The organism is Modicisalibacter muralis, assembly GCF_900102945.1.
Classification (GTDB): Bacteria; Pseudomonadota; Gammaproteobacteria; order Pseudomonadales; family Halomonadaceae; genus Modicisalibacter; species Modicisalibacter muralis.
On the sequence record NZ_FNGI01000001.1, the window covers coordinates 563,338 to 578,912 of the forward strand.

Genomic DNA, 15,575 nt, shown 5'->3' on the forward strand with positions numbered 1-15,575 from the left:
CTGGACAGTCAACGCTGTTTAGACTAAACGACGGTGTTATGTCGATAAAATATCGATAACTTATCGGTAAATCGACCTGGTCGATGCCGCCAGGAACCGTTACGAAATCCGGGAGGAACCGCAATGCCAACGCTGATGCTCAATGCCGATGTGGGAGAGAGCCTAGGTTCATGGAAAATGGGCAGCGATGAGAATGTCATCCCGCATGTCGATCTCGCTAATGTCGCCTGCGGTTTTCATGCTTCCGACCCCGATATCATGCGCCGTACCGTGCACCTTGCACGGACCAGCAACGTGGCGGTGGGCGCGCATCCCGGCTATCCCGACCTGGTCGGCTTCGGGCGCCGCTCGATGGCCTGCTCGGTTCTTGAAATCGAGAATCTGGTGCTCTATCAAATCGGTGCGCTGGCGGGTATATGCCGTGCCGAAGGTTGTGATTTGCGTTACGTGAAGCCCCATGGCGCGCTGTACAATGACATGATGCGCGACCCCGACAAGCTCTCCGCGGTGATGCGCGCGGTGGCGGCTTTCGATAGCGCCTTGCCGCTGATGGTGCTGGCCACGCGCGATCACGCGCCAACGCGTGAACTCGCCGAGCGCCACGGCGTGACGCTATGGTTCGAGGCGTTCGCCGACCGTGCTTACACCGGCGAAGGTCGGCTGGTCTCGCGGCGCGAGTCGGGTGCGGTGCATCACGACGCCAAGGTGATCGTCGATCAGGCGTTGCGCATCGCGCGTGGTGAAGCACTGATCGCCAGTGATGGCAGCGAACTGGTACTGGCCGCCGATACGTTGTGCGTGCATGGCGACAACCCCGAATCGATCGCTGCCGTGAAGGCCATTCGTCAGGCATTGGCCGATCTCGAGGCCAGCGCATGAACGAGGCGCTTCGGGCTGGCGATCTGCCGTGTCTGGAGGTGGCGGGGGTGGATACCTGGCTGGTGCGCCTGTTCGCCACCATCGACGATGCCAACATGGCGTGGATCACCGCCCTGATGCGGCGTTGTGAGCAGGTTTTCGGTGACACGCTTATCGATCTGGTGCCGTCCTATACCAGCGTGCTGGTGCATTACGATCCGCTGGCGCTCAGGCCTGATGAGGCGCGCGCGCGACTGGCCAGCCTGCTCGCCGATCTGGCGCCGGACGACACGGCGGCGGTTGGCGAGGTCAAGGAACTTCACGTGTGGTACGACGAATCGGTGGGGCCCGAACTCATTCGCCTGCAGGAACACAGCGGCCTGTCGCGCCAGGCGGTGATCGAGGCGCATTGCGAACGCGAGTATCGGGTGTTCGCGCTGGGCTTTTCGCCGGGATTCGCCTTCATGGGCAGCCTGCCCGAGGCGTTGGCGCTACCGCGTCTCGAGACACCCCGCAAGCGCGTGCCGGCCGGTAGTGTCGCGGTGGCCAATCGCCAGACCGCGGCATACCCGCGAGTCTCGCCCGGCGGTTGGAACCTGATCGGTCGTACCGGCGAGCGATTGTTCGATCGACGGCGCGAGGGCTTCAGTCTGCTGCGGGTTGGCGACCGGGTGCGCTTCGTTGCCATCGACCGTGCCCACTTCGAAGGACTGGGTGGCGACATCGCGCCGGTCGAAGAGCGCTCATGAGTGCCGTGGCCCAGCTACGCGTGGAGCGCGCCGGCCCGTTGGCGAGCCTGCAGGATGCCGGGCGTTTCGGCGTGCGCCGGCTGGGTCTGACGCAAGGCGGCCCGGTGGATATCCATGCCTGGGCCTGGGCCAATCGTCTGCTCGGCAACGCCTGGGGGGCGGCGGCGCTGGAGATCACCTTTGGCGGCTTGAGCCTGATCGCCGAGGCAACTACCAGCCTGGCGCTGGCCGGGGCCGATCTCGGCGCCACACTGGATGATGTGGCGCTGGACCCGTGGTCGAGCTTTACCGTCGAAGCCGGGCAGCGGCTGAAGTTCGCCTCGCCGTCGAGCGGTTTGCGCGCCTATTTGGCGGCACCCGGTGGTTTCATCGCCGAACCGGTGCTGGGCAGTGTCGCGAGCGTATCGCGCGAGGATTTGGGCGGTCACGATGGCCAGGGCGGCAAATTGCGCTCGGGCGATGTACTGAGTTTTACGGGTGGGTTGCGCAACGCCGATACATTGCCGGTCGAGTCACGGCCGGACTATTCGCAACCAGCATCATTGGCGCTGGTGCCGGGTGCGCAGATCGCGGATTTCGAGGGAGCGAGCCTGTTCGCGGCATTCCATCGCGCGTGGCGTGTCGACGAGCGTTCCGATCGGATGGGCGTGCGTTTGAAGGGGCCGACGCTACGTTGTCGTACCGGTAACATGATTTCCGAAGGCATTGGCCTGGGCGCCGTTCAGGTGCCGCCCGACGGCCAGCCCATCGCGCTGCTCAACGATCGCCAGACGATAGGTGGCTACCCGCGACTGGGCGCACTGACGCCCCTGGCCTGCGCGCGGCTGGCGCAATGCCCGCCAGGGCACGAGGTGCGTCTGCAAGCGCAAGCGTTGACGCCGGCCCAGGCCGCGTATCGAAGCTTTCTGCGTTATTTTCGCGACCTGTGACCGGGTGAACCCGACTCTTGGCTAGCGGCGGGTCGTCACCAGCCGGCCCTGGGCATCGAGATCCAGTTGCCGCCTGCGTCCGGCGAGCATGGCGCAGGCGGCAGCCGAAACGACGAAGGCCAGCAATACACCGGTAAGCAGATTCATTCCCGCCGAGTATTCCAGCAGGATACCGACCAGCAGCGGCCCGATGGAGGCGAGGGTGTAGCCGATGCCCTGGGCCATGCCCGATAGCTGGCCGGCCAGGCGTGAGTTGGCGCTACGCAGCACGATCAGCGTCAATGCCATGCTGAAACTGCCACCTTGACCCAGGCCGAGCAGTAGCGCTCCATGCCAGCGCCAGTCGAGGGGTGCCTGGAGCAGCACCACGATGCCCGCCGCGGTACTCAGCAGTAGCAACAGGATGATCGGCCGCTGATCGCGGCCCAGGCGCGCCAGCCAGGGGGCGCCAAGCGCGGTGATCAGTTGAGCCATTACCGAGGCCGCCAGCAGCCAGCCGGCTTCGGCCTCAGCCATTCCACGGCGCTGAAGCAATACCGGTAGCCAGCCGAAAGCGATGTATGCCAATGCCGATTGGCTGCCCATATAGCCGGTAACCTGCCAGGCCAGCGCCGTGTGCGTTAGGCGCAATTTGGGAGCATTGCTCAAACTGGCCCGCTCGGTGGGCCAAGGGTGTGGCATTCTCCAGCGCCAGGCGATCACGGCGATGAAGGCCAGCAGACTCCAGCTACCCAGCGAGGCCCGCCAATCGCCGAGCAGATTCGCCAGCGGCACACTGAGTCCGGCGCCCAGCGCACCGCCCAGGCACAACGCCATGGTGTAAACGCCAGTCAGTACGTCCGCGCCTTGAGACAGCTCGCGCTTGACCAGCGCCGGCAACAGCGTACCGGCGATGCCAATGCCGGCGCCGACCAATAACGTGCCCAGATACAGCGGTAGGGGGTGGGCGTTGGCACGCAGCAATAGCGCCACGGCGAGCAGCAATAGCGCCACGCTCAGCGTGCGTTCTGCGCCGAGTCGGCGCGTCAGCCAGGGCGCCAGTGGCGCGAACAGCCCCAGGCACAATACCGGCAGGGTGGTCAGCGCGCCGATGGCCGTGGCGGAGAGTCCGATATCCTGCTGGATTCGCACCAGCATCGGCGCCATCGATGACAGCGCCGGGCGCAGATTGAGGGCGACCAGAACCATCAGCGCTATAAAGGGCAGTAACGGGCGCCAATCGAGCGACGAGGGTTGGCGCCCGGTGAGGGGTGAAGGCATTGAGTTCCTTAAGGGCTCAACCGTCGCGGCCGTCGTTGTCCTGACGGTGGTGTTGAGCCGGGCTATCGTCGTTCTCGTGCTGGGGTTGCTCGAGGGGTTCCAGGGTAATGAACGGGTTATGGTAGCGCGGCGTTTCGGCCTTGGCGCGAATGCCGCTGACATCCTCGATGCTGACCAGGTGAGTCTTGCCATGCAGTTCGGTACGCTGGGTGACCAGGCGACCATCATGCAGCCAGCAGCGCTGGGGAACCCAGGCGACCTGCCAGCGTCGCCCTTGCCACTCGGCTTCGTTGTCATCGATGAGATGCAGATCGACTTCGGGAATCAGGGCGGCGAACTGCGCGGCATTGAGTATCGCGCTATTTTCGGTCATGCGCACCGCGCCCGAGAAAGCGCCGGCGCGCAATCGGTCGAGCTGGACGGCCGCCGATCCTCGGCCCTGGGCAGTTGCTTGGCCACACAAGTGCATGAGCGACTCGTCGAGTTGCTTGATCACCCAGACCGTGGGGTGTTTTCTGCGTTTTAGCCAACTGCCCAAACCCAAGGCCATCAACTGTCTCCTCGCTGTCGGGATGCCTTACAGTTCATGACCGAGAATCACCTTGCAGATCGACGCAAAGCTGCGGGCCTCGGGCGGGTGTTGCAGGTCGATGTTCAACGCGCGACCGACATCCGATGCCGAAACCATCCCGCGCAGACACTGCTGTCCGTGTTCGTTGGCCTCGGTGATCAAGAGGTGCTGATCGCCGAAGGTCCGCAAGGCATTGACCAGTGCGCCGATCGTTGCGCGTTCCAGTTGTTTGAGGGGCAGGGCATGCAGTTCATCACGCGGCGTTTGCACCATCCTGACGGTAACGTCCTCGCGCATGACCTGGTGGTGCTGCATGGCCAGCGTGATGCGTCGACCGCCAATCAGGTCCCGGGCCGTGATTACGCCAGTGAAGCGCTCTTCTCTGTCGAGCACGAAAAGCAGCCTGACTCCGCCCTGTTTCATGATATCCAGCGCTTGAGCGATCAGGCTCGAGTCGCTGACGGTATGCGCCGCCGACTGGGTGAAGTCGGTAAGCAACGCCCGCGCCGAGCTCTCGGCATCGAGATGCGGCACCGCCGGGGGCTGACGCATTTCGATATGCGGAGTCAGGGGTTCCAGACGCAGTGCCTGGGACATGCCGGTGTGGTTCAGCGTTGGCGTAACCATAATCCAAGCTCCTTGCGACAAGTCGTTGGAGTTCTTTATAAGGCCTGGTGGGGCGCCGTTTACTTCAGGTGCCGGGTCAGATCGCCGCGCACGCTATCCAGAAAAGTAATGAAGCGTGTGTCGCGATCGTCGTCATGACGGTCGATGCGACAGCCCAGCGTCATGCTGCGTTTGACCAGGATTTCGTCGTAAATCTCCAGCGTGACTTTGCTGGCGGCCTTCGCCCCTGGCTCGATGACACCGTCCTCGAGTGTGAAACTTTCCAGCATGGTGGCGCGTATCCGCGTGGTGCCGCCTTCGGTGAGCACACGGCGCACGAACATCCAGGCCTCGCAGGCCAGCGTTTCGCCATTGTCGCGGCTGCGCAAGAATAGCGTACGATAGCAGGCTCCCTCCTTGGCACCCTTGTCGACCATGCTGCGGTACCCCTCGGTAACGCGGGTCGCCATGGCGCCTGACTCGGCAAGCTTGCGCACTGCGGCAGCGTGTTCTCGCCCCAGCTGATCCTGGCGCTGGAACCGCTGCCAGCGGTGATAATCGGCGAAAAGCGCGCTCGAATCCATGACGATATCCTTTTCGATATAGGCTTGTTGAACAGGGCTCTATGATGGCCTACCTGATAACGCATGACCAGTCGAGGCCGGCTCGGCCGGTCGTGACGGATAGGCCTAAAGTCCCGCCGGTTTTTGCCGATACTTCGAATTGACTGCCTATTGCGGGCTTATTCGTGGCGCCGAACGCGCTGTGAGCTGGTAAAAAGGGCGCAGACTTCAGAGGATTATCATGGCGAGCATCTCATCACTGGGTATCGGCTCGGGGCTGGATCTCAACGGTCTTCTCGATCAACTCGAAACCGCCGAGCGTAAGCAGCTGATCCCGATCGTTTCACAGCAGAAAAGCTACGAGGCCAAGATTTCGGCTTTCGGTAAGCTCGAGTCGGCGCTGGATGCCTTCAAGGAAGCCGCGGCCAAGCTGGCCAGTGTCGATGGTTTTCAGGCTGTGTCCAGCACGGTTTCCGGAGAGAGCTTCACCGTCAGCTCCGGCACCGATGCCGTGCCCGGTCGCTACGAAATCGAGATCACTCAACTCGCCCGTGCTCAGTCGCTGGCGTCGAACGGCGTTGCCGATCAAGAGGCCCAACTCGGTGCCGGTAATCTGACGATTACCGTGGGCACCGGGGGCGAGGCACAGACGTTGGATATCGCCATCGCCGATGAAGACAGCTCGCTCGAGGCGATTCGCGATGCGATCAACGCCGAGAACGGCGGCGTCACCGCGTCGATCATCAACGACGGCAGCGGTACACCCTATCGGCTGGTGCTGACTTCCGACAAGACCGGCGAAGCCTCGACGATGACGGTCAACGCGACCGGTAACACGCAGTTGAGCGACTTGCTGACGCACAATGCCGATGGTACCGGCACCATGACCGAGACGGTGACGGCGCAGAATGCCGAGCTTACCGTCAATGGGATCGATATCGTCAGCGAATCGAACCGCGTCGAGGGTGCCTTGCAGGACGTCACCCTCAACCTGAATGAGCTTACCGAGACGGGGTCGCCGGAAATCCTCACGGTGTCGCGCGATACCGAACAGATCAGCGATGACATCAAGGCCTTCGTCGACACCTACAACTCGTTGCAGAAGACCATGGATGAGTTGACCGCCTTCAATGGCCCGGATGCCGCCTCTGGCGTGCTGCTGGGCAACAATACCATGAGTAGCGTGGAGTCCCAGCTACGTGCCGTGATGGGTGGCAGCGTCCAGGAGGGCAGCCTGAACATGCTGTCCGAGATCGGCGTCGAGTTGACGCTCGACGGCACGTTGGAGCTCGACGAGGAGCGTCTCGAAGAGCTCGTCAATGACGATCTCGATAGCCTGAGCGCCTTCTTTAGCGGCGGCGCCGAGGGTGAAGGCCTAGCGGATCGGCTGGATACCACCTTGACCGGCATGCTCGAGGAAGGCGGTCTGTTGAGCACTACCACCAGTGGCCTCGAAACCACCATCGAATCGCTCGACGAACGCTATGCGCGCGTCGAGGAGAGCATCGGCGTCACCGTCGAGCGCTATCGCGTGCAGTTCGCCGAGATGGACATGCTGGTCGCGCAGATGAATTCCACCATGAGTTATCTGTCGCAGCAGTTCGATGCCATGAACGCCCAATTGGGACGTGGATAACGGGAGTCTGACCATGAATGCAATGCGTGGCGCCAGCGCCTATGCGCGTGTGGGGGTCGAAACCGGCGTCATGTCGGCGAGCCCTCACCAACTGATCGTGATGTTGTTCGATGGGGCCCAGGCGGCACTGCGCGCGGCTCGCTTGCATATGCAACAAGGCAACATCATGGAAAAGGGCAAATCCATTTCCAAGGCGATCGACATCGTCAATAACGGCTTGGCCGCGGGGCTGGATCGTGAGCGTGGCGGCGAGATCGCGGAGCGCCTGGGTTCGCTCTATGATTACGTGGTACGCCTGCTGCTACAGGCTAATCTGCACAATGATGAGCAACGCTTGGACGAAGCTGCGCGGTTGCTCGAGGATATCGGCTCTGCCTGGCGTGAGATCGCTGTGCAGGCAAGGAGTTAAATGCTATGCCAGCGAAAAGAGAGGCGGCGGAAACCGCATCGTCAGCGGACGTTCTAGCCGGTTACGAACGACTGCGACAACGTTCGGCGCGTATGTTGGGCTGGGCGCGCGAGGGCGATTGGGCCCATTTGGTCCAGGAAGAGTCGAGCTACGTCATGGCGGTCGAGGATCTCAAGCGCCGCGAACAGGGGTGCCAGCTCGATCAGGATGGGCTCATGCACAAGGCCGATCTGCTCGAATGCATTCTCGAGCAGGACGCCGAGGTTCGTCAGCGCCTGGAGGCCAGGCGTGACGAGTTGAGCGAATTGCTGGGTAGTACCCGCCGCCGTCGCGATGTCAATCGCGCCTACCGTGCATCGGGGGCTCAACCCGTACCCATCGACCAAGGGCGTCGGTGAGCGGCATCACGCCGATTCTCGATACGCTGCTACATCAGGTTCTCGGCAAGCGTGTCGATACCCCGCCGCCTCGCGAGCTTCTCGAGCCGGTCAAACCGCTGACGCCGGGTGTCGCGCCGCGGGCGGTTCAGGGCGATTCCCAACTCGATGCGGGGCGTGCCGGTGTTGCCAACTCCCGGCTTGGAGTCGGTGAGCCGGCGGCGCGCCAAGCGTTGCCAACGCCCCCGGTTTTTACCCCGACGTCGACCACCACGCATTTCAGTTCGGCTGCGCTTACCATAGCCGACATTCTGGTCAAATTTCCCGCGCCGCCCTCGGTCATTCAGTCTCCCGTGCCTCTTCTCCAGAGTGACGTACCGAACAACCCTCCATTGCTGGCGGCGCGCTTGCAGCACAGCATTGAATCCAGCGGGTTGTTTTATGAGTCGCACCTCGCGCGCTGGTACCGGGGCGAAATGTCCAGAGCGGCGCTCGAACGCGAACCGCAGATGTGGCGATTCCAATCTCTACAACCGCTTCCCGGCGGCAAGACCGGGCCGGGTAACGTCGACCTGGCGGGGCTCGTGCCGGGCGCGCGTGGCAGGGGCGGCGAGCATTTCAATCCTCTCAACTCTCTTAGCTCTCTTAACCCCAAGGCATCGGGCGATAACGCCGGGGCGCTAGGCAACCCCATTTCAGGCCGAGCCACGTCGGCCCAGGGCAACGCGGCGTTGCCCGCGTCAGCTACCACACCGGTTCATCCCAGTGCCTCCTCGGGGCAAGGTATGTCAACGACTCCACCAGCCTTTGAGGCCGGCGAAACGACGTTGCGTCTGCCTGCCCTCGAGGCCATCGACGACACGCTGCAGGGGATTATTCGTCATCAGCTCGAATTGCTGGTGACGCCGACGTTGCGCTGGGAAGGCGATATCTGGTCGGGGCTTTTCATGGCACTGAGCCTGCAGCTTCCCGAGGTGCTCGATGAGCGCGACTGGCATGGCGAGGAAGAGCGCAAGGAAGGCGATGACGATCCGGTCTGGCACAGTCAACTCAGCTTGCGTTTACCCAAGCTAGGCGAGCTAGACGTACAGATGCATCTGCGCAATGCTTCGGTCAACCTGACGCTGCAAAGCGGCAATGAAGAATGTCTGGCCGTGCTCGAAGCGGGGCGCGAAGATCTGGTGAGTCGTCTGCGACGCTGCGGTCTGGACGACGTGCGCGTCAGCGTGTTGCCAGTGCGCGATGACGAGCCGTGGGAGAATGAACCATGAAGGGCCCATCGCGTAAGGGAGCCAGGCGTCAAGCCGTGGCGTTAGCCTACCGGGATGGCGACAAGGCGCCTACGGTGCTCGCCAAGGGTTATGGAGAACTGGCTGAGCGCATCGTCGGTGAAGCGCAGCGCCAGGGGGTTTTCATACACGATGCGCCGGAGCTGGTGGGCTTGCTGATGCAGGTCGACCTCGATGCCCACATTCCGCCAACCCTATATCAGGTCATTGCCGAATTGTTGGCATGGGTGCACGAGTTGGACACCAATGCCGCCCGATCCGCGGATCCTTTTCGTTGAAGCAAGGTTTACTATAGCGATTTCTCACGTCTTTTTCCGGTGTCCTCGTTCATTTTTCTGCCTCTTGCTCTCCTGTCTTCTCCGCACTTCTTCTAAAAATTTTTCATAAGCGACAATGACTTGGCCAAGTCGTGTCAAGGATGGAATTTTTTTTCATACAAAAGCATGCCTTTTTATGAAACAGATGTTGATCTTCGTCATAAAAACGTCTCAAAATAAGGCTATTATAAATTACTAGAAGCCCGTCGCCAGTCGGCCAAGGCTCAAATAACCCGGTGGCCGAAGAGCCATTGGAAATGGCCATAAAGAGCCATCGAAGAAACGGCCATTAGAGCCATCATAAAAAAACGCAAACGCAGGGAAATATCATGACAATGCATGTAGATAGCCTCCTGGGTGATATCCAGGATACCAACCTCTCGTATCTATTGCTGGTTCAGCGTCTGCTGAACGAAGACCGCGCGACAGCGATGTTCCGCCTGAAGCTGACTGAATCGATGGCCGATCTACTGGCATCGCTTTCGGTCAAGCAGTTGGGCCAGCTTTCGCGCACCAATCAGTTGCTGTGCCGCTTGTGCTTCGACGACCCTGAGCAGCTGGTCAAGCTGATCCACGATCCTCGCGATCAAGGTCTCGGTCAGACGCACGCGGCGCTTCTGATGGCGTCGGTGCCGACCGTGACTCAGTTCACCGCTACTTCGGCGGGGAGGTGAGTCATGGCCGTAAAGAGCCTGGTCGACGAGATGCACCAGGTGCAGATGGCTATCGAGCTGATTGAGCTCGGTGCCCGTCTGCAGGTGCTCGAGACAGAAACCGATCTTAGTCGTGCGCGATTGATCAAGCTGTACAAGGAAGTGCGTGGCATGTCGCCGCCCAAGGGCATGCTGCCATTTTCCACCGACTGGTTTATCACGTGGCTGCCTAACATCCACTCGTCACTGTTTTTCAACATCTATCAGCGTATGTTGGAAGATCACGGTTGCGAGCGAATGGGGGCCTTCGTGCGCGCCTTTCGCCTTTACCTTGAGCAATTGGCGCTGGAGGGTGTCGAGCCGGTTCTGGGTCTGACCCGTGCCTGGACGCTGGTGCGCTTCTTTGAAAGCGACATGCTCGAACTCAACAAATGCACGCATTGCAGCGGTCAGTTCGTGGCCCATGCCCACACACCGTCGCATGATTTCGTTTGTGGTATCTGCCAGCCGCCATCACGCGCTGGCAAAACCCGCAAGCGTCGCGAGGCAGCCCTGAACGAAGCCCGAGCCAAACTGGTTGAGTCCGTGCACCCGATGACCGCTGACGCGATGCCGGTGGCCCCGAGACTACGCGCCTGACCCGCTGAATTTGCTAAACATCCTCAAGCGAATGGGGCCTCTGCCGATAATAGGTTAGAGGCCCCAATCTTTTCAGGCGAAGGAAATCAGCGCGTGCTCATTATTATTGGCTATTTCATCGTTGTGGCGTCGGTTTTCGGCGGTTACATGCTAATTGGCGGTCATCTTGGTGCGCTTTACCAGCCCGCTGAAATCGTCATGATTGCCGGGGCGGCGGTTGGTGCATTCGTGGCATCCAACAACGGTAAGGCCATCAAGGCGACACTGCGCACGTTTTCCAAGCTCAAGCGCACCACCAAGTACAACAAAGCGATGTACATGGAGCTGATGGCGCTGCAGTACAAGTTGCTTTCCAAGGCGCGGCGCGATGGCATGCTAGCGATCGAGCGTGACATCGACGACCCCGAGAACAGTGCGCTGTTCGCCGACTATCCCAAGTTGCTCTCCGATCCGATGATCATGGCCTTTCTGACCGATTACCTGCGGCTGATGGTCAGTGGCAACATGGACCCCTTCGAAATCGATGCGCTGATGGAGCACGAGATCGAAACCTTCCAGCATGAAGCCGAAGTGCCAGCGCATGCGCTGCATGCGGTCGGTGATGGCCTGCCGGCCTTCGGTATCGTTGCCGCGGTGATGGGCGTGGTGCACGCGCTCGGCTCGGCGGACCAAGGCCCCGCCGAGATGGGTATTCTGATCGCTCATGCGCTGGTCGGTACCTTCCTCGGCATTCTGCTGGCCTACGGCTTCGTCAACCCGGTGGCGGCACGCATCCATCATCAGGTGGCCGAGGCGGTGAAGATGCTGCAGTGCATTCGCGTCACGCTGATGGCCAGTCTCAATGGCTATGCCCCGCAGTTGGCGGTGGAGTTTGGGCGTAAGGCGTTGTTTACCGCGGAGCGGCCGACGTTCACCGAGCTCGAGGAGCACGTTCGTTCGACCAAGAGTTCGGCGGGGGGGCCATGAGCGACAACCGTCCTATCGTCATCAAGCGCAAGAAGGCCGCGCGCAATCGGCATCATGGCGGTAACTGGAAGATTGCCTATGCCGACTTCATGACGGCGTTGATGGCGCTGTTTCTGGTGTTGTGGATTCTCTCAACGGCGAGTGAGGACGAGCTCAAGAGCATCGCCGAGTATTTTCGCACGCCATTGCCGGTAGCCATGGCCGGTGGTGACAAGAATACCGCGAGCACCAGCGCTATTCCCGGCGGTGGCCCCGATCCGATGCATGCCGATGGCGAGCGCAAGCGTATCGATGAGCGCATGCAGACTCGCCCCAGCGACGAGCAGCGTCGCCTGCTCAACCTGGAGCAGCGCATCGAGACGGTGATCGACAAAAATCCCAAGCTGCGCGACTTGCGTTCGCAACTGCGCATGGAACTGACCCAGGAGGGCCTGCGCATCCAGATCGTCGATACCGAGCGGCGGCCGATGTTCGAGTTGGGTAGCGATCGTGTGGCTCCCTACATGCATGACATCCTGAATGCCATTGCGCCGGTACTCAACGAATTGCCCAATCGCATCAGCCTGAGTGGCCACACCGACAGCCTGCCCTATTTCGGTGGCGAGCAAGGCTATAGCAACTGGGAGTTGTCGACCGATCGCGCCAATGCCTCGCGTCGCGAATTGGTCGCCGGCGGTCTCGATCCCAACAAACTGTTGCGCGTGGCGGGCATGGGGTCGCGGGTGCCGCTGGACGAGACCGACCCGCGCAATGCCATCAATCGTCGCATCAGTATCGTCGTGCTCGACAAGCGTGCCGCGGCGGCCATCGAGAACCAGAGCGGCGCGAGCTGGACGCAGGTAGAGAACGTCATCGCACAAGCCGAGCAAGCCGATCCGGTGAACTCCGCCGCATTATCGAATACCGCATTGCCGGCGACTCCGCCGCGTTCAATGCCCCTTGAGACCCGAGTGGAATAGCGCATGGATATCACGGATTTCTATGAGACCTTCTTCGAGGAGGCCGAGGAGCTCCTGGGCGACATGGAGCGTCTCCTGCTGGAACTGGATGTCGACGAGCCCGACCCCGAACAGCTTAATGCGATCTTTCGCGCTGCGCATTCCATCAAGGGCGGCGCCGGCACCTTTGGCTTCCTCGTGTTGCAGGAAACCACCCATATTCTCGAAAACCTGCTCGACCATACGCGTCGCGGCGAGCTGACCCTGCGCCGCGATATCGTCGACACTTTCCTGGAAGCCAAGGACATGCTGCACGACCAGCTCAATGCCTATCGCAACAGCGTCGAGCCCGACCCTGAAGCCTTCGAGCGTATCTGTCAGACGCTGAAGCAACTGGCCTTGGACGAACTGGGCGAATCGGTGGATGGCGCCACACCCGGGGCCCAGCCGGCAGCGTTCGATCCCGAGCCGGTACCCGAGCCGCTTGTCGAAGAACCGGCTGAAACCGCGCTATCGGCCGATACGGATACCCCGGATACCGGCGCAAATACGCTGTGCGTGGCGCTGTTGGGCGTCAGCGACAAGGATCGCGAACTGCTGGTCGAGGAACTCCAGCAGTTGGGCAGCGTACTCAAGCAGGGCGGTGACGTTCAGCGCTACGAAGTCATTCTGGAAACGGGTGTGAGTAGCGACGACATCGAGGCGGTGATGTGCTTCATCGTAGAGCCCGAGCAACTGGAGGTCCGGGCCGCGCCAGGCAGCGCCGCGCCGGCAGTTGGGCAAAACGATGCCGTAAGCGATGCGTCACCGACGGCCGCGTCCGAGTCTGCCAGCGAGGAACCCGCCCAGCCGCCGGCGGTCGTGGAATCGCCAGCGCGTGTCGACAAGGCCAAGCCGAAGGCGGCCAATGCTCCTGCGCAGACCCAGGGCGGCAAGAGCAAGGGCGGCGAGTCCAGCTTGCGAGTACCGGTCGACAAGGTCGACCAGATCATCAATCTGGTCGGCGAGTTGATAATTACCCAATCGATGCTCGACCAGACCGCCAGCGGATTCGATGGCGTGACGCACAGCTCGCTGCATAACGGCCTTAACCTGCTTCAGCGCAACGCACGCGATCTGCAGGAAGCGGTCATGTCGATCCGCATGATGCCGATGGATTACGTATTCAGCCGCTTCCCGCGCCTGGTGCGCGACCTGGCCGCCAAGCTCGACAAGGACGTGGAGCTGGTCACCGAGGGCAAGTCCACCGAACTCGACAAAAGCCTGATCGAGCGCATCATCGATCCGTTGACTCACTTGGTGCGCAACAGCCTCGACCACGGCATCGAATCGCCGGATGCCCGCGAGGCCGTCGGCAAGCCGCGCAGTGGCCGGCTGACGCTATCGGCACAGCACCAGGGCGGCAATATCCTCATCGAAGTGATCGATGACGGTGCCGGTCTCAACCGCAAGAAGCTGCTGGCCAAGGCCGAGGCCAACGGCTTGGCGGTTTCCGAGAACATGAGCGACGACGATGTCTGGCAATTGATATTCGCGCCGGGCTTTTCCACCGCCGAGCAGGTCAGCGACGTGTCCGGGCGCGGTGTCGGCATGGATGTCGTCAAGCGCAACATCCAGGCGATGGGCGGACATGTCGAAATCCTGTCGCGCGAAGGTCAAGGCACCACGACCCGCATCGTGCTGCCGTTGACGCTGGCGATCCTCGACGGCATGTCGATCAAGGTCGGCGAGGAAATGTTCATCCTGCCGCTCGGCGCGGTGCTCGAGTCGTTGCAGCCGACCCGTGACGATCTCTACTCGATGGCCGGCGACGATCAACTGCTCAAGGTGCGCGACGAGTACCTGCCGGTGATTGCGCTGCACCAGGCGCTCGACGTCCAGGGCGCGCGCACCGAGATTACCGAATCGATCGTGGTCATCGTGCAGGGCGAAGGCCGCCGCTACGCGCTGGTGGTCGACGATCTCGTCGGTCAGCAGCAGGTCGTGGTCAAGAATCTCGAAACCAATTATCGCAAGGTTGCCGGCATCTCCGCGGCCACGATTCTCGGCGATGGCAGCGTCGCGCTGATTCTCGATATCGCCGATCTGCATCGTCTTAGCCGGCGCAAATCCTCGCGCCAATCCCAGCTTTCACCTAACAAGCCCGCTCAGGAGGTGCTTCCGTCATGACTGCCGTGTCCCAGGCCAATGCTCAAGTCCAGCAGGCCAACTCCACCACCCTCGACGCGCACAGCCGCGAGTTTCTGGTGTTCTCGTTGGGTAGCGAAGAGTATGCCGTCGATATTCTCAAGGTTCAGGAAATTCGTGGTTACGAGAACGTCACGCGGATTGCCAACGCCCCCGACTTCATCAAGGGCGTGACCAACCTGCGCGGCGTGATCGTGCCGATCGTCGACCTGCGCATCAAGTTCCACCTCGACAAGGTCGAATACGGCGGCCAGACCGTGGTGATCGTGGTCAACGTTGGCGAGCGTATCGTTGGCATCGTGGTCGACGGGGTCTCCGACGTGATGACGCTGTCCCCCGATCAGGTCAAACCGGCCCCGGAGTTCGGCGTCACCTTGTCGTCCGATTATCTTAGCGGTTTGGGTAGTCTCGACGATCGCATGCTGGTGATCGTCGATATCGACAAGCTGCTGACCAGCGAGGAGATGGCGCTGGTCGAGCATAGCGCTTCCTGACCTCGCTGAAGCACCGCGTGTCGGTACACCCTTGCAGGGTGTGCCGACAAACATGCGCTATCGGTTGGAGCGTTACCTGGTGACACAGAAAAGCAGTCCTGAATCACAATTAACGGTTTCGGTCCATCAAGAAA

General features: G+C 61.4%; 18 protein-coding genes. 14 read left to right on the forward strand and 4 right to left on the reverse strand.

What is annotated here, in order from left to right; genetic code table 11:
- Window positions 1-123 precede the first annotated feature (123 nt).
- Genes BLR92_RS02685 through BLR92_RS02695 form a run of 3 tightly spaced genes read left to right on the forward strand, consistent with a single transcriptional unit; the run spans window position 124 to window position 2,536 of the window.
- Complete coding sequence (locus tag BLR92_RS02685) at window positions 124-879, forward strand: 5-oxoprolinase subunit PxpA (protein WP_089725223.1); 756 nt, start codon at window positions 124-126, stop codon at window positions 877-879.
- A complete protein-coding gene (locus BLR92_RS02690; protein ID WP_089725224.1) occupies window positions 876-1,607 on the forward strand; it encodes a 5-oxoprolinase subunit B family protein in 732 nt (243 codons plus the stop codon). The genes BLR92_RS02685 and BLR92_RS02690 overlap by 4 nt, the downstream gene beginning before the upstream one ends.
- On the forward strand, window positions 1,604-2,536 hold the full coding sequence (locus BLR92_RS02695; RefSeq protein ID WP_089725226.1) for a 5-oxoprolinase subunit C family protein: 933 nt from the start codon (window positions 1,604-1,606) through the stop codon (window positions 2,534-2,536). The genes BLR92_RS02690 and BLR92_RS02695 overlap by 4 nt, the downstream gene beginning before the upstream one ends.
- A gap of 21 nt (window positions 2,537-2,557) precedes the next feature.
- Here BLR92_RS02695 and BLR92_RS02700 read toward each other — a convergent pair whose 3' ends face one another.
- The 4 genes from BLR92_RS02700 to BLR92_RS02715 are packed head-to-tail and all read right to left on the reverse strand — an operon-like array spanning window position 2,558 to window position 5,557.
- Window positions 2,558-3,796 carry an MFS transporter gene (locus BLR92_RS02700; protein WP_245703925.1) on the reverse strand — a complete coding sequence of 413 codons (1,239 nt, stop codon included), beginning with the start codon at window positions 3,794-3,796 and terminating at the stop codon, window positions 2,558-2,560.
- Between the two features lie 16 nt (window positions 3,797-3,812).
- Window positions 3,813-4,346, reverse strand: a complete 534-nt coding sequence (locus BLR92_RS02705) for a hypothetical protein (RefSeq protein ID WP_089725228.1) — start codon at window positions 4,344-4,346, stop codon at window positions 3,813-3,815.
- A gap of 27 nt (window positions 4,347-4,373) precedes the next feature.
- Complete coding sequence (locus BLR92_RS02710; RefSeq protein WP_245703939.1) at window positions 4,374-4,994, reverse strand: CBS domain-containing protein; 621 nt, start codon at window positions 4,992-4,994, stop codon at window positions 4,374-4,376.
- 59 nt (window positions 4,995-5,053) lie between these two features.
- Window positions 5,054-5,557, reverse strand: a complete 504-nt coding sequence (locus tag BLR92_RS02715) for a hypothetical protein (RefSeq protein WP_089725230.1) — start codon at window positions 5,555-5,557, stop codon at window positions 5,054-5,056.
- Between the two features lie 220 nt (window positions 5,558-5,777).
- Here BLR92_RS02715 and fliD point away from each other — a divergent pair, with 220 nt between their 5' ends.
- From fliD to BLR92_RS02770, 11 genes are all read left to right on the forward strand, one after another.
- Window positions 5,778-7,172: a flagellar filament capping protein FliD gene (gene fliD / locus BLR92_RS02720; RefSeq protein ID WP_089725232.1), complete on the forward strand. Its 1,395-nt coding sequence runs from the start codon at window positions 5,778-5,780 to the stop codon at window positions 7,170-7,172.
- Between the two features lie 13 nt (window positions 7,173-7,185).
- Window positions 7,186-7,581, forward strand: a complete 396-nt coding sequence (gene fliS / locus BLR92_RS02725) for a flagellar export chaperone FliS (protein ID WP_175488698.1) — start codon at window positions 7,186-7,188, stop codon at window positions 7,579-7,581.
- A 5-nt stretch (window positions 7,582-7,586) separates the two neighbouring features.
- Window positions 7,587-7,979 carry a flagellar protein FliT gene (gene fliT / locus BLR92_RS02730; protein WP_089725234.1) on the forward strand — a complete coding sequence of 131 codons (393 nt, stop codon included), beginning with the start codon at window positions 7,587-7,589 and terminating at the stop codon, window positions 7,977-7,979.
- Window positions 7,976-9,229: a flagellar hook-length control protein FliK gene (gene fliK, locus BLR92_RS02735; protein WP_089725236.1), complete on the forward strand. Its 1,254-nt coding sequence runs from the start codon at window positions 7,976-7,978 to the stop codon at window positions 9,227-9,229. Before fliT ends, fliK begins: the two co-directional genes overlap by 4 nt.
- Window positions 9,226-9,525: an EscU/YscU/HrcU family type III secretion system export apparatus switch protein gene (locus BLR92_RS02740; protein WP_089725238.1), complete on the forward strand. Its 300-nt coding sequence runs from the start codon at window positions 9,226-9,228 to the stop codon at window positions 9,523-9,525. The genes fliK and BLR92_RS02740 overlap by 4 nt, the downstream gene beginning before the upstream one ends.
- A 374-nt stretch (window positions 9,526-9,899) precedes the next feature.
- The gene (gene flhD / locus BLR92_RS02745) at window positions 9,900-10,238 is read left to right on the forward strand and encodes a flagellar transcriptional regulator FlhD (RefSeq protein WP_089725240.1); all 339 of its coding nucleotides are present in this window, start codon (window positions 9,900-9,902) and stop codon (window positions 10,236-10,238) included.
- Between the two features lie 3 nt (window positions 10,239-10,241).
- Window positions 10,242-10,856, forward strand: a complete 615-nt coding sequence (gene flhC / locus BLR92_RS02750; RefSeq protein ID WP_089725242.1) for a flagellar transcriptional regulator FlhC — start codon at window positions 10,242-10,244, stop codon at window positions 10,854-10,856.
- A 93-nt stretch (window positions 10,857-10,949) separates the two neighbouring features.
- Window positions 10,950-11,822, forward strand: coding sequence for a flagellar motor stator protein MotA (gene motA / locus BLR92_RS02755; protein ID WP_089725244.1), 873 nt, complete (start codon window positions 10,950-10,952; stop codon window positions 11,820-11,822).
- A complete protein-coding gene (gene motB / locus BLR92_RS02760) occupies window positions 11,819-12,781 on the forward strand; it encodes a flagellar motor protein MotB (RefSeq protein WP_089725246.1) in 963 nt (320 codons plus the stop codon). The genes motA and motB overlap by 4 nt, the downstream gene beginning before the upstream one ends.
- Before the next feature lie 3 nt (window positions 12,782-12,784).
- Complete coding sequence (gene cheA, locus BLR92_RS02765) at window positions 12,785-14,929, forward strand: chemotaxis protein CheA (RefSeq protein ID WP_089725248.1); 2,145 nt, start codon at window positions 12,785-12,787, stop codon at window positions 14,927-14,929.
- Complete coding sequence (locus BLR92_RS02770; protein WP_089725249.1) at window positions 14,926-15,441, forward strand: chemotaxis protein CheW; 516 nt, start codon at window positions 14,926-14,928, stop codon at window positions 15,439-15,441. The genes cheA and BLR92_RS02770 overlap by 4 nt, the downstream gene beginning before the upstream one ends.
- Window positions 15,442-15,575 lie beyond the last annotated feature (134 nt).